We start from the raw sequence: 15,859 nt of genomic DNA on the forward strand, positions 1-15,859 counted from the left end.
GCGGTATTCCTGCCGCTTCGGGGGTGCGCTCAGGCGTCACCGGTGGGCGCGGCTGCGGGATCGCCGTGCCGGTCGCGGCGTGCGCGTCGACGGCGGATGCTGCGCCAGATGCCGAATCCGAGCAGGGCTGCGGCGAGGATGCCCAGCACCCAGAACGCGATGGTCTCGACACTGCTGCGAATGGTGATCGAGAGCGTTCCGGTGAAGACGGTGTGGGTGCCGTCGACCGTCGAGATGCCGACGACCAAACCTGATTCGCCCGAGGAGACGCGACTGCGCACGGGCACGAGTACCCGTTCATTGGACTCGGCCGAGACGAGGACGTCGGCAAAGCGTCGCTCGCCCACGGAGAGGGCCGCCGATGCCGGATCGACCTGCACGGTGACAACTGCATCGAACGGGAGTGCGTTCTTGATCTGCACAGGAACCCGCGTGGAGCTGCCCACGAGCTGAATGTGCTCCGTGCTGATGGCCTGCACGCCGTCGAGCAGTTCGGCATCGCGTGCGCGGAACGCGGCGGCCACATCGGCGAAGTCGACGTCGGTGTCGGCATACCGGGTGGCGAAGAGTTCGAGGAGTCGGGTGCGCTGGTATCCAGACAGATACTCGGGGTGCACGAGCACGGCGCCGACCTCTGCGACGGAGGCCTCTCGGTTGGCGGCGGCGCGCAGCAGTTCGAGGCGGTCTTCAGACGGGCCTGATTCGGCGAGGCGTGCGCTGCCGACGGGCTGATCTGCCACGGCGGTCGGTGTCGCCCAAGTGAAGCGGTCGAGCGCATCGAGCAGGGTCGCAGGGTCCGCGGCATCGCCGACGGCACCGCGGTCGAGACCGATGACCACGCCGGTGGAACCGGACTGCGCCTCGATGACCAGCCGTGCGGCGAGGTCGGTGAGCCCGGCAGAGCGCTCGGTCTCTGAGGTACCCGCGAGTGCTCGGCGCGCAGCCGAGTCGAGGCCGGCGTCGGTGACGGTTGCTTCCGCGTCGCCGAGTGCGGCACGGGGACCACCGGTGCGGGTGACGGCGTCCGAGCTCAACACGAGCTGGTCAATTCCACTGCTTTCGAGCAGCTCAAGCGTTTCAGCATTGGCGCGTCCCCCGGCGGGCCACGCGGTTGCTGCGGTTTCTGCGGGCCACTCCAGCAGTTCGGTGAGTTCCGGGAGCGCGACGTCGGGCTCGTCGGCATCGACCGGCGAATTCTCGTCGTCCGCGTTCGCGTTCTCCTCCTCGCCTGCATCCGGTGTGGGAGTCGGTGACGGTGACGGGGTGCTGCTCGGCGAGGGCGTACTCGTGTCGCTGTCGCTGCCCGACGCATCTGACGATTGACCGGAGGAGTCGCCGGAGATGTCGGTGCTCACGTCCGGGAAGGTGCCGAATCGCGATACGAAGTCGAGACTGGTGGGTTCAAGCAGCGAGGTGAACCCGAGGGCCGCCTGAGCGGCGGGGTCGGCATCGGCGAACTGCAGCAGGAGCGATGGCAGCGCGGTCGACTCGAGGCGACCCAGCAGCAGCTGCGCACTGCGCGGTGCATCGTCTCCGTACGCGCGAATCCCCGCGATGATGCGGGGATCAATCGCGATCGTGGCGCGGTGCGAACGCGCCGCAGTGAGCAGACGGTCCCAGTTGCGCGAGAGCTCGTCGAGCTGCTGCCGGGTGGGCAGGGTGCGGATGTCGGAGGGCAGGACGAATGGCACGATGAGGCTCGTGGGCACGGTGCCCTCGCCGGCCCCGCGCCAGACGAGCGGGGTGGTCGCGATGAGATCGCTCAGTGATGCGAGTTCGTCGTCGTCGAACTCCGCAGGACCCGATGCCGGAGCCTCGGCGAACGCCAGTGTGCCCTGTACGCGATAGACGCCGGCGTCCGACGACGCGGTGAGCGGCAGCTCGGAGCGCGGCACCGCGATCGTCGTGGTCTGTTCTTCCCCCGCACCCGTCGTGCCGATCTCCGCCGTGCCGATGGCCATGGCGACGCCGGGCGATTCGTCGTCACGTTCGCTGAGCGCATCGAGGTCGTCGAGGGGCCGGGACCCGATGACGAGCGACAGTTGCCCAGCGGGCAGGTCGACGTCACCGGTATTGCGCACGAGCACACTGAACTGCACGTCGTTCGTGCCGGGCTCGAGCACGGTGTCTTGCGGCGCGATGACGAGATCGGCACTCGGCGTCGCAGCGTCTGAAGCCTCGGAACCGGCCTGCTGCTCGGTCTGCCGTTCGGCCGGTTGCGCAGCCGCTTCGGGCGATCCGACACGAACCCCAACCGCAGCAGCGGACGCCGCCGTCACCGGAACGGCTCCGAGAACTCCGCCGAGCGCGACTGCGGCGGCGAGTGCCCAGGCGCCGGCGACGCGACGGGAAACTCGGGGCAGAGAAGGCATAGCGCCAAGTGTAGGGAACGGGGTCGTGGAGCGGACCCAGGTACCCTGGTGAGATGCCCTCCCTCGCTGCCTCGATGGACGCCGTGCGCGCCATCGCCGATTCGGCGCCGGTCGCCACGCTGGCCGCGGCATTCGCCGCACGCGGCCACGAATTCGCTCTCGTCGGCGGGCCGGTGCGCGACGCCCTGCTCGGCCGACCGGTCACCGATCTCGACTTCACGACTTCGGCTCGGCCCGATGAGACGCGCGTCATTCTCGATTCGGTCTCGGGGAATGTGTGGGATGTGGGTCGCGACTTCGGCACCATCGCCGCAAAGGTGCATGGCGAGACCGTTGAGATCACGACCTATCGTGCTGAAATCTACCGCGATGATTCCCGCAAGCCCGACGTGCAATTCGGCGACTCCATCGAGGGTGATCTCGTGCGGCGCGACTTCACGATCAACGCGCTCGCGTTGATGCTGCCGGATCTGCGACTCGTCGACGTCTCCGGTGGCGTTGAGGATCTGCTGGCCGGCACGATCCGCACGCCGGGTGCACCCGAGATCTCGTTCACGGATGATCCGCTGCGCATGCTCCGAGCCGCACGGTTCGCCGCGCAGCTGGGATTCGCGGTCACCCCGGAAACGCAGGCTTCGATGTACGAGCTCGCGGAACGACTCGACATCATCTCGGCGGAGCGCATTCGCGATGAGTTCGTGAAGCTGCTCTCGGCACCCGACCCGGAACCCGGGATCCGCCTGCTCGTCGAGACCGGCCTCGTCGACCGCTTCCTCCCCGAGCTGACCGCCCTCGTCGAGACGCAAGACGACCACGGCCGCCACAAGGATGTGTACGAGCACAGCCTCACGGTGCTGCGGCAGGCCATCGCGCTCGAGCTCGAGCGGCGCGATTCCGAAACGACCGAACCCGACATCGTGCTGCGCATCGCCGCCCTGCTCCACGACATCGGCAAACCCGCGACCCGGCGATTCGAACGCGGTGGCGTCACCTTCCACCACCACGATGTGGTCGGTTCGAAGCTGGCGAAGAAGCGACTGCGCGAACTGCGCTTCGACAACGACACCGTGAAGCGCGTCGCCCGACTCGTCGAACTGCACCTGCGGTTCTTCGGGTACAGCGACCAGCAGTGGACCGACTCCGCGGTGCGACGCTACGTGCGCGACGCCGGCGCGGAGCTCGAGCGACTGCACATTCTCACGCGCGCCGACGTGACGACCCGCAACCGCCGCAAGGCGGAGCGGCTCGAGCACGCCTACGACGACATCGAGCGGCGCATCGATGAGCTCGCCGAAGCCGAGGAGCTCGCCGCGGTGCGCCCCGAACTCGATGGCGAGCAGATCATGGCATTGCTCGGTATCGCGCCCGGGCCGGTCGTCGGCCGGGCCTACAAGTATTTGCTCGAGGTGCGCCTCGACGAGGGGCCCATCGGTGAGGAAGCCGCAGCCGATCGGCTGCGCGCCTGGTACGCAGCGCAGCCGTCCGACGCCCTGACACATTCGTCTCGAACCGCCCGACAGGAGACCCCCGATGAGTGACGCAGCGACCTGGTTCGACGGGCGCCCTCGGGCGATGTTCGTCCACGCGCACCCCGACGATGAGACCATCGCGACCGGCGGCACACTCGCCGCACTCGCCGAAGCCGGGCGCGAACCGTTGCTGGTCACCCTGACTCGTGGCGAGCAGGGCGAGGTCGTCGCCGGCCCGCTCGAGGCACTGGTCGCCGCGCATGGCATCGCCGTCGCGCGGCAGAACGAGCTGAAGACCGCACTTGGCATGCTCGGCGTCGAGCGCCACGCGTTTCTCGGGGTCGAACCCGCGCGGGCCGAAGGCTTCCCTCCGGTGATCTACGAGGACTCCGGCATGATCTGGGGGCCCGACGGCCGCGCGACCGCGGCGCCCGAAGCCGGGCCCGATGCCCTCACCTCGGCGCCCGCCGTCGAAGCGCTCAACGACCTGCTGGCCGCTGCCTACCAGTCGGGTGCGCAGGTCATCGTGAGCTACGACGACGGAGGCGGGTACGGGCACCCCGACCACGTGTTTGCGCATCGCCTCGCGCGTGCCGTGGCCCAGGCGCTCGATCTGCCGTTCTGGGAGATCGTCGGCGACCCGGCGGCTGCCGACGCAACGGCTGTCGACGAGGCCGACACCGACGCGTTCGAGGTCCACGATGTCACCGAGTGGCTCCCCCGCAAGGTCGCCGCGCTGCGCGGATACGCGACGCAGCTCACCGTCGATGGTGACGACATTGTGCACGTGGGCGGCCAGCGCGAAGCCATCCGCACGATCGAGGTGTTCCGTCGTCTGACTCCCGCGCCGGAGTCGCGCACGACGAACGCCGAAGCGCGGAGCTGACGCCGAGCCGCACGCCCCGTCTCGCTAAGCTGACTCGTTGGGCGTTCTCGCGCCCGAATCACACGGAGAACAGGGGTGCGATGAGTGTGAAGGTGGCCCTCGCGGGCGTTGGCAATTGCGTGAGCTCGTTGGTGCAGGGCGTGGAGTACTACCGCGGCGCTGCCGACGATGAGCAGGTTCCGGGCCTGATGCACGTGCGACTCGGCGGGTACCACGTCTCCGATCTGGAGTTCGTGGCCGCGTTCGAGGTCGACGCGACGAAGGTCGGTCTCGATCTCAGCGAGGCGATCTGGGCGGGGCACAACAACACGATCAAGTTCTCGGACGTGCCGACGCTCGGCATCGAGGTGCAGCGCGGTCCGACGCTCGACGGGCTCGGCGAGTACTACCGCGACGCGGTCGAGGAATCAGAGCTCACCCCCGTCGATGTGGCCCAGGTGCTGCGCGACTCGGGTGCCGAGGTGCTCGCGTGCTACCTGCCGGTCGGCAGCGATGACGCCGTGAAGTTCTACGCCCAGGCGGCGCTCGAAGCGGGGGTGGCTTTCGTGAACGCGGTGCCCGTGTTCGTGGCGAGCGATCCGGAATGGGCCGCGAAGTTCGTCGCGGCGGGGCTGCCCATCGTGGGCGACGACATCAAGAGCCAGGTCGGCGCGACGATCACGCACCGCGTGCTCGCTCGCCTCATGGAGAGCCGTGGTGTCGCGCTCGACCACACGTACCAGCTCAATGTCGGCGGCAACATGGACTTCAAGAACATGCTCGAGCGCAGCCGCCTGAAGTCGAAGAAGATCTCGAAGACGCAGGCGGTCACCTCGAACATCGACGTCGACCTGCCCGCCGACGACGTCCACATCGGGCCGAGCGACCACGTGCCGTGGCTCGAGGACCGCAAGTTCGCGTTCGTGCGACTCGAGGGCCGCGGCTTCGGCGACGTCCCGATGAGCATCGAGTACAAGCTCGAGGTCTGGGACTCCCCCAACTCCGCCGGAACGATGATCGATGCCATCCGCAGCGCGAAGGTGGCGCTGGATCGCGGCCTCGCCGGTCCCGTCGAGTCCGCCTCGGCCTACTTCATGAAGTCGCCGGCGGTGCAAAAGCCAGATCACGCGGCGCGCGAGGAGCTCGAGGCGTTCCTCGGCGAGTGACACGGGTGCGCGAGGGCGGGTGCGTCCTCGGCGCGAGTTTCACGTGAGGCGCAGGCTCCCGTAGATGCGTTCGAGCGCGGCGGCGTGTGCACTCCAATCATGGGAGAGTGCGTGCCGCCGCGCGCTCTCCCGCAGACAGGTGAGGCGTGCGGGGTCGCGCAGCAGTGCGGCGATGACGGCGGCCCACTGCTCCGGATCGCGCCCCTCGACGAGGGCCCCCGCAACGCCGTCGGGTGCGGCCTCAACGAGCCCGGTGTGCGCCGCCGCGATGACCGGGGTGCCGCTCGCCGCGGCTTCGAGGGCGACCAGGCCGAAGGTCTCCGAGTGCGACGGTACGAGCGCGAGCGTGCTTTCGGCGAGGAGCTGGGCGGCGCTCTCGCGATCCTGCGCGGGGAGAAACCGCACCTGCTTCGCGATGCCGCCGATGCGGGCGAGCTCGCGCAATTGCCGCGCGAATGGTTCAGCACCGGACGTTGGCTCCCCCGCAATGATCAGTTCAGTGCGCGACCAGAGTTCGGGGTCGCGCTGCGCGAGCGCGACCGCGGCACACACGGCGAGATCCTGGCCCTTAAGGGGTTGCACGCGACCGAGCACCGTGAGGCGCAGCGTGGTCGGTGTTTCACGGGAAACATCGCGCGGTCGAGGATGAAACGTCGACGTGTCGACTCCCGGGAGCACGAGTCGATCATCGGCGACCGGCACCGCGGACGCGTGGCGGATCGCCGCGGCTTCGGCACGACTCACCGCGACCGCGGCACCGCGCATCACGACTGCGCGCTCGGCGGCGAGGCGCAGCGGAGGTTCGGGGCGTGCTCCGGGCGCGAGCAGCGCATTTTTCTGCGCCCCGACGGTGTGAAGCGTGATCGCGGGCACGACGCGCGACCTCGCCGCCAGCGGGAGGGCCGCAACTCCACTCAGCCAGTAGTGCGCGTGCACCGCATCGAATGCGTGATCATCCGCGAACCGCGAGATCATGGCTCGCGAAAAATCGGGAACGAGTGCGGGCAATGCCTCTTTCGGCGCATCGGGATCACCCGCGGCGATGGAGATCAATCGCGCTCCGGTGGGGTGACCGGTCTGCAGAGGCCTGACGCCTGCGGGCTCGGCAGCGGTCGCCCGCGTGATCACCGAAACATCGTGACCGCGAGCGGCGAGCGCACTGGCTGCCTCGCTGACCACCACGTTCATTCCCCCGGCATCGCCCCTCCCCGGCACCGCCGCCGGAGAGGTGTGCATCGAGATGAGCGCGATCCGCATGGTGATCAGCCTAGGCGGGATGGCTGCGGTGGGTCAGTGCACAGGTGCCAATACGGCCGCAAAGTGCTAAGCTGTTGAGGTTGTCTGCGTGCCGCACACCAGTGCGTCACGGAGGCACGATGCACAAACACCCTCCTGTCACAGAAATCCTGTGGCCGTGAAGTCCGAAGGAGGTGGGTCAATAATGCATCCGTACGAACTGATGGTGATCCTCGATCCGGGTATCGACGAGCGCACCGTTGCCCCCAGCATTGAGAAGTTCCTCGGCGTCATCCGCAATGCGGGCGGCGAGATCGAGAACATCGACATCTGGGGCAAGCGCCGTCTGGCCTACGAGATCAAGAAGCAGTCCGAGGGCATCTACGTCGTGGTGAACTTCACCGCGTCGCACGAAGCCACCGCTGAGCTCGATCGCCAGCTGGGCCTGTCCGAGGCCGTGCTCCGCACCAAGGTGCTCCGCTCCGACGAGCTCATCGCCCAGCGCGCTGCTCAGACGAAGCGCGACCAGGCCAAGGCGGCACGTGCCGCTGCAAAGGTCGGCGCGTAGCTCATGGCCGGTGAGCCGCTGATCACAGTCGTTGGCAACTTGGTTGCCGACCCGGAGCCGCGTGTCAGCCAGGCGGGTAAGTCCTGGGTGACCTTCCGGATCGCCTCGACGCCGCGCGTGCGCGATCGTCAGTCGGGTGACTGGTCGGACGGCGAACCGTTGTGGCTCGGTTGCCGCGCGTACGGAGAGTACGCCGACAACATTGCCGCATCGCTCACGAAGGGCATGCGCGTCATCGTGCAGGGCCGCCTCACCCAGCGCAGCTACACCGACAACCAGGGGCAGCAGCGCACTTCTCTCGACCTTGAGGTCGAAGAGGTCGGGCCGTCGCTCCGCTTCGCCACTGCTCAGGTCGCTCGCGGCCAGGCACGTGGTCAGGTCGGCGGCTTCGGTGGCGGCAACTCGAATCAGCCCGCCGGGCAGAGCAGCTGGGGTCAGCCCGCCGCTCAGCCCCAGCAGCAGCAGGACAACCCCTGGACGAACTCGGGCCAGGGCGATTCCGGCGGCGGCTTCGGCGGCGGTTTCGACGACGAGCAACCTTTCTAAACTTCTTGATCCGGCCCAGCCGGAACGCATCACGAAAAGAGACCAATTATGGCAGGCAAGTCCAGCGGCGCAGCCCGCAAGCCGGGTCGCGGTAAGAACGCCAAGACCCTCGCACCCGCGAAGAAGCAGACCGTCGGCGTCATCGATTACAAAGATGTCGCAACGCTCCGCAAGTTCATCTCTGAGCGCGGCAAGATCCGCGCCCGCCGCATCACCGGCGTGTCCGTCCAGGAGCAGCGACTCATCGCCAAGGCAGTTAAGAATGCCCGCGAGATGGCTCTCCTCCCCTACGCCGGTTCCGGCCGCTAAGGAGTAGAGCAACATGTCGAAGGTTATTCTGACGAACGAGGTCCAGGGCCTCGGTTCCGCCGGTGATGTTGTAGACGTCAAGACCGGTTACGCACGCAACTACCTCGTGCCCCAGGGCTACGCAGTGCACTGGACCCGCGGTGGCGAGGCTCAGGTCGCGCAGCTCCGTGCGGCTCGCGACGCGCGTGCGCTCGCTTCGGTCGAAGACGCGCAGGCGCTCAAGGCGAAGCTGCAGGCGGGCAAGATCCGTCTCCAGGCGAAGACCGGCACCGGTGGCCGTCTCTTCGGTTCGATCAAGCCCGCTGCGGTTGCCGACGCTGTTTCGGCTGCCGGCATCGGCGAGATCGACAAGCGTAAGATCACGCTCCCCGCAATCAAGACCACGGGCGAGTACCAGGCGATCATCCATCTTCACGAGGGTGTCGACGCCAAGATCACGCTGCAGGTGATCTCGGAGCGCTAAAGCTCCGTTCTCGCGACACGGCGGGGTGCGATTCCGGTGATCCGGAGTCGCACCCCGCCGTCGTATTCTCGGGGTCCTGGCGCTGAACACCGCGTGAACAGGAAGTTTGGATGTGAATCTGAAAGCGCTACCAATTGCGTTCGGCGTGGCGCAAGTTCTCCACATGTCGGGCGTTTCGTCAAGGTTCAATGCGCACTTGAGACTCGAATAACTTTTCCCCTGTGGAAAAGTAAAAAACCAGATCAGAGAAGCTAAATTACTTCTCCTCCACAAGCCCTCCACATGTTTTCCCCAGCGTTGTGGAAAACATGTGGCTCAGATCGGTGAGTTATTCACCAAGTTATCCACAGGGTGGAAAACGGTTCGTCGTTGGGCGATTGATGCCGGGCCTCCTGACCCCTACCGTGAATGTCCGGGGTCTGGTGTCTGATCGATCAGTAACCGAATCCACCGCAGCGAGAGGAAGTGACCGAGTGTCGATCGCGCACCTGGGCATACCGGACCCATTTGTCGAAGAAGAGTCGCGCGGGCACGAGCGCACACCGCCCTACGACCTGCTCGCCGAGCAGAGTGCGCTCGGCGGCATGCTGCTCTCGAAAGACGCCGTCGCCGATGTCACGGGTCTACTCAAGGGGCCCGACTTCTACGTGCCAAAGCACGAAGTCATCTACGAGGCGGTGCTCTCGCTCTACTCGCGCGGTGAGCCGACCGACGTCATCACCGTCACCGACGAGCTGACCAAGAGCGGTGAGCTGCAGCGCGCGGGCGGCGCCGAGTACCTGCACACCGTGACCAGCATCGTGCCGACTGCCGCAAACGCGAGCTTCTACGCCGAGATCGTCGCCGAGAAAGCCCTGCTGCGTCGTCTGGTCGAAGCAGGAACCCGAATCGTGCAGATGGGGTATGCGGGCGAAGGCGAGGCGATCGATCTCGTCAACGTCGCGCAGTCGGAGATCTACGGAGTGACGGGCGAGAGCCAGGGCGAAGATTATGTGCCCCTGCACCTCGCCGTCGACGCCGCCCTCGAAGAGATCAACAAGGCCAACAGCCAGACGGATGGCATGCTCGGCGTGCCCACGGGCTTCAGCGAGCTCGACGCGATGACGAACGGGTTCGCCGGCGGGCAGATGATCATCATCGCGGCCCGACCGGCCATGGGTAAGTCGACGTTGGCCATGGATGTGGCGCGCAACGCATCGGTGCACGCGAATGCGCCGACCGTCTTCTTCTCACTCGAAATGGGGCGAGCCGAGATCGCGATGCGTCTGCTCGCTGCAGAGGCCAGCATTCCGATGCAGACGCTGCGCAAGGGCGCGCTCGATCAGCGCGACTTCCAGAAGCTCGCAGCCACACAGGCGCGTGTCGCCGAGGCGCCGCTCTACATCGACGACAGCCCGAACCTCACGCTGGTCGAGATCCGGGCGAAGTGCCGTCGTCTCAAGCAGCAGCACGGGCTGCGCATGGTGGTCATCGACTACTTGCAGCTGCTCTCGAGCGGCAAGAAGTCGGAGAGCCGACAGCAAGAGGTCTCCGAATTCTCGCGAGCGCTCAAGCTGCTCTCGAAAGAGCTCGACGTACCGGTGATCGCACTGTCGCAGCTGAACCGTGCATCTGAACAGCGCGCCGACAAAATGCCCGCCATCAGCGACCTGCGCGAATCGGGCTCGCTCGAGCAAGACGCCGACATGGTGATCCTGCTGCACCGCGAAGCCGTCGGCGACCGTGACAGCTCGCGCGCGGGTGAGGCCGACTTCATCCTCGCCAAGCAGCGCAACGGGCCCACGGGCACGGTTACCGTCGCATTCCAAGGCCACTACTCGCGCTTCCAGGACATGCCTCAGGTCTGACACCGAGCGCCAGCCGCACGCCAGTGCGACCGGGATTCTCTCGGGTGGCACCGGGGTAGACTGGGGCGAGACGAAGAAAGGGGTGTCATGGCTGCTGCAGTACCCACAGCTGCGGAATCACCGACTCCTGAGACTCCGGTCGCACGCCCCGTTCGGCTCGTGCGCGTTGCCGTGCTGATCATCGCCGGCATCGCTATCGCATTCACCGCAACCCTGCACGAGCAGCTGGGCTTCGACCTCGGCGTGACCGCGGCCATTCTCGGCCTCATCGCCATCGCGCACCTGCTTGAGTGGTTCTCCGTACGCGCCTCGGGCGGCAACGCCGTGCCGCTCCTGCTGGCGGTCGTGTCGATCGCCGCTGCGGTCGCGTTGCCGATTGCCGGCTCCGTCATCGGCTTTGCGGTCGTTGTCGCGGCCTGGGCGCTCGTGAGTGCGCTGCTCGAATTCGTCGGCTCGACCGTGCGTCCGGGCAGTCGCCAAGACGCGGTGTTCCTCGGCGCGATCGGCATCCTCCTCGCGCTGCTCACCATCCTGGTCCGCACCGACCAGGTGGCGATTCTCGGCTTCCTCGGCGCCTACGCCATGGTCGCCGGCGTCTTCCTCGGCATTTCGGCCTTCGACACGCGTCGCAGCGCGACGTCGGTCGCGGCCACCGAGCAGTAGTTTCCCTGCACCTCTTCGAAAGTACACGATGACCCAGCCTCCCGAGCCCGTCAATCAGGATCGCGTGACCCCGTCGCGTCGTGACCGCCTGAAGCCGCTCGAACTTATCGGCTTCTCGCTCGTGCTCGGCGTCTTCGCCGGCTTGGTCGTGCTGCTCACCACGCGCGACCTGGTGCTCGGTCTGGTCTTTCTCGGTGTCGGCTTCATCGTCTCCATTATGATGGTCGCCCTCGTGGGGCTCGGCGGCAAGCCGAGTCAAGAAGACATCGACGCGCGCAAAGATCTGCGCGGCCCCGACGACAAGCCCAACTGGCACTGACCCCGCTCGCGCAACGGGCATCGGCACTGGCCGCGACGCCTGCGACTTTCCGTCGTTACGCCCGGCGCAGCTGACGCTTGTGCTCCCGGCGCGCATCCCGCCGGCCGATGGTCCACGCCCGAGCGTCCCGGCTCGAGAGGGCGAGCAGGAGCAGTATGTCGAGTGAGAGCGTCAACAAGGTCGTGCGTACCGTGATCTCCGCGCCCGACACGAAGTAGTTGATGGCCGACGCCGTGATGCTGGCGGCTGCCCAGCACATCGCGAGCATGCGCGCACGATTGCTGCCCCGCCACAGCGCCCAGGCGAAGAGCGCCAACGAGCAGATCCAGAGCGCCTCGAACGTGACGAACACTCCGAGCACCAAGCCCGAACTGACGCCGTCGAGGTCGACGTCGCGCATGAGGCGTGGCCAGGCGATGACGACGCTCACGACCCACAGGATGCCGCCGAGGCAGCGCAGCAGCACGAGCAGGGCGCCCCCTGCCAGCGACACCGGGCGCTTCGCTGTGGGTGGTGCCGGGGCCTGCGGGCCAGCGAGTACCGCTGCCGCCTCTGAGGCCGACCGCTTGGCGTGCAGCTCGCTCATGCTTTCCCCACATCGAGAATCGGAAGGTCGCCATCGGTGTGGATCGAATCGCCGCCACCATTGCGCGAGTGATACCCCGTGGCGAAGTCGCGCAGCACCTCGAGGCCTACGCCGGCATCCGCCGAACGCACGGTCGAGATGACATGGTCGCGCTCGACATCGGTATCGGCGTCGATCTTGTGGGTCACCTGCAGGGTGAACAGCGACAGCCCGACGGCACGATCGAAGGTGCCAGCCGCCAACCAGTCGACGCGGGCGCCACCGGGCAGCAGCCAGCCATCGGGAGTGCGCCAAAATCGCACGTGGTGACGCTTCGCCGGATTCCCCTCGACCTCTTGCTGGTATGCGAAGTCTTGCATGCGCGAGAACAGGAAGAGCGGGCTGACCGGTGCGCGATCATAACTGCGCCGGGTGATGGTCGAGCTGATGATCCGCCACGATGATCCCAGGGTGACGGGGTCGGCCTTGATCCACCCCGCACGTTTCATCGCGCGGTGCAGGGCGGCCTCGTCACCGCGCACCGCGAGATTGATCGGATCGCCCAACAGGCCATCGCTCGTTCGGGCGCGACCGATGAAGTAGTCGGGCACGTAGATCGTCGTCAGAATGCGATGCAGGCGAGGCAGTACGAGATACGCGAGGATCACCCAGAAGGCGATCATGAAGAGGATGCCGAACCAGCCGATTTGGAAGCTCTCGGTGAAAATCAGCCAGGCGAGCCAGATCGCCGCGATGCCCGCGTACACGAAGAATGCGTGGTCGAGCGCGGTCGTCAGCGAGAATCGGCGACTCGGCTCCGGGCTCATGGTCACATCGTAGCTCGCGCTCAGCTCAGTCGAACAGCGTGGAGGCGAGCGCGCGGCTCCACGGTCAGGCGGTCAGGCGCAGATACACGAACGGGATCGTGCGAAGACGGGGCGTGCGCCCGAGCCTCGCGCGATCCCGCGCATGCGAGCAGCGCTAGCGCTGCAGGAAGTCGACCAGGCGCACGGCGTCGCCGATGTAGGTCGCGGGGGTGAGTGCGAGCAAACGCTGCTTCGCGGCGTCACCGATTTCGAGGCCCTGCACGAACTCGATGAGTTCTGCCTGGCCGATACGACGGCCGCGGGTCAGCTCCTTGAGCGCGGCATAGGGGTCGCTGATCGTCGAGCGACCGGTGGTCACCTCGGCGCGGATCACGGTCTGGATCGCCTCGCCGAGCACCTCCCAGTTGCTGTCGAGATCGGCGGCGAGCACGTCGGGAGCCGCATCGATCTGGCCGAGACCCTTCAGGATGTTGTCGAGGGCGAGCACCGAGTGACCGAGGCCAACACCGATGTTGCGCTGCGCCGAGGAGTCGGTGAGGTCGCGCTGCCAGCGGCTCGTCACCAGCGTTGCGGCGAGCGAGTCGAGGATCGCGTTCGAGAGCTCGAGGTTGGCCTCGGCGTTCTCGAACCGGATCGGGTTCACCTTGTGCGGCATGGTCGACGAACCCGTCGCGCCCTCGACCGGGATCTGGCGGAAGTAGCCGATGGAGATGTAGCTCCAGATGTCGGTCGCGAGGTTGTGCAGAATGCGGTTCGCGTGCGCGATGCGCGTGTAGAGCTCGGCCTGCCAGTCGTGCGATTCGATCTGCGTGGTGAGCGGGTTCCAGTCGAGCCCGAGGCCCTCGACGAACTGCTGCGAGACCTCTGCCCAGTCGGTATCGGGGTCGGCGGCGAGGTGCGCCGCGAACGTGCCGGTCGCACCCGAGAACTTGCCGAGGTACTCGATGTCGTCGATCTGATTGAGCTGGCGCTCGAGGCGGTGCACGAAGACGGCGAGCTCCTTGCCGAGCGTCGTCGGCGTCGCGGGCTGGCCGTGCGTGCGGCTCATCATGGGGAGCTCGCGGTACTGCTCGGCCTGGGCGGCGATCGCACCGATGACCTTTTCGAAGCGGGGGCGCCACACGTCGGCGACGGCCTGCTTGACCGTCAGCGCATATGAGAGGTTGTTGATGTCTTCACTGGTGCAGCAGACGTGGGTGAGCTCGGCCAGGTGTCCGAGCCCCTGCGCTTCGAGGCGAGCACGTACGAGGTACTCGACTGCCTTCACATCGTGCTGCGTCGTGCGCTCGGTCTCGGCGAGCTCATCGATCTCGGCCTGACCGAAGTCGGCGGCCCAGGCGCGCAGTGCCGCGAGCTGCTCGGGCGCGATCGGGGTGCCACCGAGCAGCGAGTGCTCGGTGAGGTAGGCGAGCCACTCGACCTCGACGTGCACGCGAGCCTTGTTGAGGCCCGCCTCTGAGAGCGTGTTGCCGAGGTCGGCGACCGCTGCGCGGTACCGTCCGTCGAGCGGGCTGATGGGCTGCGTGGGAAGCGGGGTCATGTGAGCCTCTCGAGATTCGGGATCGCGGTCCGTCTCCCATTCTCCCATGCGGGGCGGGTGCAGCCTCGCGCTTATGCCGACACCTGCGATACGAGGATGTGCGGATCGTTGAGCAGCTCCGCGAGCAGCGCCGAGCAGGCGCGCTCGACCTGCGCACGTACCTCGTCGAATGCGTCTTGGTCGGAGAAGTACGGATCGAAGACATCGGGATCAGACGGTCGTTCGGGGTCGAAGTCTGTGAGCAATACGATGCGCTCAGGATCGGCACCGCGGGCGATCATCGCGTCGCGATGCTCACGCGCGAGTGCGACGAACAGGTCGATCTCGGTGAGGTCGGCGTCTGACAGCTGCGCTGCGCGGTGGGAGGTTCCATCGAACCCCGCGCGGTGGAGGGCGGTGACGGCCCGGTGATCCGCCCCGTCACCCACGTGCCAGTCGCCCGTACCGCGCGACGACACCTCGAAGCGATCGGCCGCGCCGGCGTTCTCGGCGAGGCGCCGGAAGATCACGTCGCCCATCGGCGAGCGGCAGATGTTGCCCGTACAGACGAATGAGATGCGCAGTAGATCGCTCATCACTCCAGTGTGCGGGATATCGCGCGTTAGCGGTCCTTCTTCTTCGACGTGCCGAGCAGTCCGTTCAGAATGCCCGACAGGATCGTCAGCACGAGCGCCGCAAGTACACCCCACCAGAAGCCGCCGAGTTGCAGCCCGAAGCCGGCGAGATCGGAGAGCCACGCGACGACCCAGAGCATGACCCCGTTCACAATGAGCCCGAAGAGGCCGATCGTGATGATGTAGAGCGGGATCGAGACGAACCGCACCACACGGCCCAGCGTGCCGTTGACGAGACCGAAGACGAGGGCGATGAGCACCAGAGTGATGACGCGGATGAGCGGCGCATTGGGGTCGTCTACCATCATGTCTGACAGTGGCTGCGTACCGAACTCCCGCAGCACGGTGTCGCCGGGCGACTCCACCCACACCCCGTGATTGCCGGGGCCGCCCACGATGAGTGTGGTGAGCCAGAGGGCGAAGGCGTTGACCAGCACGCGGATGACGGATCGCATGTGCCCATTCTCGCACCGCCACTCGGAGCGCGCTC

The 15,859-nt window shown here is 66.9% G+C and carries 17 protein-coding genes; 10 read left to right on the forward strand and 7 right to left on the reverse strand.

Annotation, left to right across the window (positions count from 1 at the left end):
• Positions 1-29: 29 nt before the first annotated feature.
• Positions 30-2,372 (reverse strand): DUF6049 family protein, encoded by a 2,343-nt coding sequence (locus CH42_RS01440; RefSeq protein WP_053351436.1) that lies wholly within the window; start codon positions 2,370-2,372, stop codon positions 30-32.
• Positions 2,373-2,425: 53 nt separating this feature from the next.
• Here CH42_RS01440 and CH42_RS01445 point away from each other — a divergent pair, with 53 nt between their 5' ends.
• The 3 genes from CH42_RS01445 (at position 2,426) to CH42_RS01455 (ending at position 5,872) form a co-directional block, all read left to right on the forward strand.
• The gene (locus tag CH42_RS01445) at positions 2,426-3,910 is read left to right on the forward strand and encodes a CCA tRNA nucleotidyltransferase (RefSeq protein ID WP_053351437.1); all 1,485 of its coding nucleotides are present in this window, start codon (positions 2,426-2,428) and stop codon (positions 3,908-3,910) included.
• Positions 3,903-4,727 carry a PIG-L family deacetylase gene (locus tag CH42_RS01450; protein ID WP_053351438.1) on the forward strand — a complete coding sequence of 275 codons (825 nt, stop codon included), beginning with the start codon at positions 3,903-3,905 and terminating at the stop codon, positions 4,725-4,727. Before CH42_RS01445 ends, CH42_RS01450 begins: the two co-directional genes overlap by 8 nt.
• 80 nt (positions 4,728-4,807) lie before the next feature.
• Entirely contained in the window at positions 4,808-5,872 is a 1,065-nt protein-coding gene (locus tag CH42_RS01455) for an inositol-3-phosphate synthase (RefSeq protein ID WP_053351439.1), read from the forward strand.
• 39 nt (positions 5,873-5,911) lie between these two features.
• On the opposite strand, the gene CH42_RS01460 is transcribed toward CH42_RS01455, so the two are convergent.
• On the reverse strand, positions 5,912-7,129 hold the full coding sequence (locus CH42_RS01460; RefSeq protein WP_075205189.1) for a glycosyltransferase: 1,218 nt from the start codon (positions 7,127-7,129) through the stop codon (positions 5,912-5,914).
• Positions 7,130-7,313: 184 nt separating this feature from the next.
• Between CH42_RS01460 and rpsF the strand changes: the two genes are divergently transcribed.
• From rpsF to CH42_RS01495, 7 genes are all read left to right on the forward strand, one after another.
• Complete coding sequence (rpsF, locus tag CH42_RS01465; protein WP_053351441.1) at positions 7,314-7,676, forward strand: 30S ribosomal protein S6; 363 nt, start codon at positions 7,314-7,316, stop codon at positions 7,674-7,676.
• A gap of 3 nt (positions 7,677-7,679) precedes the next feature.
• Complete coding sequence (ssb, locus tag CH42_RS01470) at positions 7,680-8,222, forward strand: single-stranded DNA-binding protein (protein ID WP_053351442.1); 543 nt, start codon at positions 7,680-7,682, stop codon at positions 8,220-8,222.
• Between the two features lie 48 nt (positions 8,223-8,270).
• Positions 8,271-8,531: a 30S ribosomal protein S18 gene (gene rpsR, locus CH42_RS01475; protein WP_053351443.1), complete on the forward strand. Its 261-nt coding sequence runs from the start codon at positions 8,271-8,273 to the stop codon at positions 8,529-8,531.
• Between the two features lie 13 nt (positions 8,532-8,544).
• Positions 8,545-8,994, forward strand: a complete 450-nt coding sequence (gene rplI / locus CH42_RS01480) for a 50S ribosomal protein L9 (protein ID WP_053351444.1) — start codon at positions 8,545-8,547, stop codon at positions 8,992-8,994.
• Positions 8,995-9,467: 473 nt separating this feature from the next.
• Positions 9,468-10,841, forward strand: a complete 1,374-nt coding sequence (gene dnaB / locus CH42_RS01485) for a replicative DNA helicase (RefSeq protein ID WP_053351445.1) — start codon at positions 9,468-9,470, stop codon at positions 10,839-10,841.
• 87 nt (positions 10,842-10,928) lie between these two features.
• The gene (locus CH42_RS01490) at positions 10,929-11,504 is read left to right on the forward strand and encodes a hypothetical protein (RefSeq protein ID WP_053351446.1); all 576 of its coding nucleotides are present in this window, start codon (positions 10,929-10,931) and stop codon (positions 11,502-11,504) included.
• A gap of 28 nt (positions 11,505-11,532) precedes the next feature.
• Positions 11,533-11,823: a hypothetical protein gene (locus CH42_RS01495; RefSeq protein ID WP_053351447.1), complete on the forward strand. Its 291-nt coding sequence runs from the start codon at positions 11,533-11,535 to the stop codon at positions 11,821-11,823.
• Positions 11,824-11,878: 55 nt separating this feature from the next.
• On the opposite strand, the gene CH42_RS01500 is transcribed toward CH42_RS01495, so the two are convergent.
• The 5 genes from CH42_RS01500 to CH42_RS01520 all read right to left on the reverse strand — a co-directional run bounded on the left by CH42_RS01500 (position 11,879) and on the right by CH42_RS01520 (position 15,824).
• Positions 11,879-12,409: a hypothetical protein gene (locus CH42_RS01500; RefSeq protein WP_053351448.1), complete on the reverse strand. Its 531-nt coding sequence runs from the start codon at positions 12,407-12,409 to the stop codon at positions 11,879-11,881.
• Positions 12,406-13,215, reverse strand: a complete 810-nt coding sequence (locus tag CH42_RS01505) for an LssY C-terminal domain-containing protein (RefSeq protein ID WP_053351449.1) — start codon at positions 13,213-13,215, stop codon at positions 12,406-12,408. Before CH42_RS01505 ends, CH42_RS01500 begins: the two co-directional genes overlap by 4 nt.
• Before the next feature lie 154 nt (positions 13,216-13,369).
• On the reverse strand, positions 13,370-14,755 hold the full coding sequence (gene purB, locus CH42_RS01510) for an adenylosuccinate lyase (protein WP_053351450.1): 1,386 nt from the start codon (positions 14,753-14,755) through the stop codon (positions 13,370-13,372).
• A 71-nt stretch (positions 14,756-14,826) separates the two neighbouring features.
• Positions 14,827-15,330 carry a low molecular weight protein-tyrosine-phosphatase gene (locus CH42_RS01515; protein ID WP_053351451.1) on the reverse strand — a complete coding sequence of 168 codons (504 nt, stop codon included), beginning with the start codon at positions 15,328-15,330 and terminating at the stop codon, positions 14,827-14,829.
• 26 nt (positions 15,331-15,356) lie between these two features.
• A complete protein-coding gene (locus CH42_RS01520; RefSeq protein ID WP_053351452.1) occupies positions 15,357-15,824 on the reverse strand; it encodes a phage holin family protein in 468 nt (155 codons plus the stop codon).
• Positions 15,825-15,859 lie beyond the last annotated feature (35 nt).

This window comes from Leucobacter musarum subsp. musarum, from assembly GCF_001273845.1.
GTDB classification, from domain to species: Bacteria; Actinomycetota; Actinomycetes; order Actinomycetales; family Microbacteriaceae; genus Leucobacter; species Leucobacter musarum.

What these genes read in the sequence shown, in the direction of transcription:
- CH42_RS01440 (WP_053351436.1), bottom strand. Translation starts at nt 2,372, where the DNA reads ATGCCTTCTCTGCCCCGAGTTTCCCGTCGCGTCGCCGGCGCCTGGGCA.
- CH42_RS01445 (WP_053351437.1), top strand. Translation starts at nt 2,426, where the DNA reads ATGCCCTCCCTCGCTGCCTCGATGGACGCCGTGCGCGCCATCGCCGAT.
- CH42_RS01450 (WP_053351438.1), top strand. Translation starts at nt 3,903, where the DNA reads ATGAGTGACGCAGCGACCTGGTTCGACGGGCGCCCTCGGGCGATGTTC.
- CH42_RS01455 (WP_053351439.1), top strand. Translation starts at nt 4,808, where the DNA reads ATGAGTGTGAAGGTGGCCCTCGCGGGCGTTGGCAATTGCGTGAGCTCG.
- CH42_RS01460 (WP_075205189.1), bottom strand. Translation starts at nt 7,129, where the DNA reads ATGCGGATCGCGCTCATCTCGATGCACACCTCTCCGGCGGCGGTGCCG.
- rpsF (WP_053351441.1), top strand. Translation starts at nt 7,314, where the DNA reads ATGCATCCGTACGAACTGATGGTGATCCTCGATCCGGGTATCGACGAG.
- ssb (WP_053351442.1), top strand. Translation starts at nt 7,680, where the DNA reads ATGGCCGGTGAGCCGCTGATCACAGTCGTTGGCAACTTGGTTGCCGAC.
- rpsR (WP_053351443.1), top strand. Translation starts at nt 8,271, where the DNA reads ATGGCAGGCAAGTCCAGCGGCGCAGCCCGCAAGCCGGGTCGCGGTAAG.
- rplI (WP_053351444.1), top strand. Translation starts at nt 8,545, where the DNA reads ATGTCGAAGGTTATTCTGACGAACGAGGTCCAGGGCCTCGGTTCCGCC.
- CH42_RS01490 (WP_053351446.1), top strand. Translation starts at nt 10,929, where the DNA reads ATGGCTGCTGCAGTACCCACAGCTGCGGAATCACCGACTCCTGAGACT.
- CH42_RS01495 (WP_053351447.1), top strand. Translation starts at nt 11,533, where the DNA reads ATGACCCAGCCTCCCGAGCCCGTCAATCAGGATCGCGTGACCCCGTCG.
- CH42_RS01500 (WP_053351448.1), bottom strand. Translation starts at nt 12,409, where the DNA reads ATGAGCGAGCTGCACGCCAAGCGGTCGGCCTCAGAGGCGGCAGCGGTA.
- CH42_RS01505 (WP_053351449.1), bottom strand. Translation starts at nt 13,215, where the DNA reads ATGAGCCCGGAGCCGAGTCGCCGATTCTCGCTGACGACCGCGCTCGAC.
- purB (WP_053351450.1), bottom strand. Translation starts at nt 14,755, where the DNA reads ATGACCCCGCTTCCCACGCAGCCCATCAGCCCGCTCGACGGACGGTAC.
- CH42_RS01515 (WP_053351451.1), bottom strand. Translation starts at nt 15,330, where the DNA reads ATGAGCGATCTACTGCGCATCTCATTCGTCTGTACGGGCAACATCTGC.
- CH42_RS01520 (WP_053351452.1), bottom strand. Translation starts at nt 15,824, where the DNA reads ATGCGATCCGTCATCCGCGTGCTGGTCAACGCCTTCGCCCTCTGGCTC.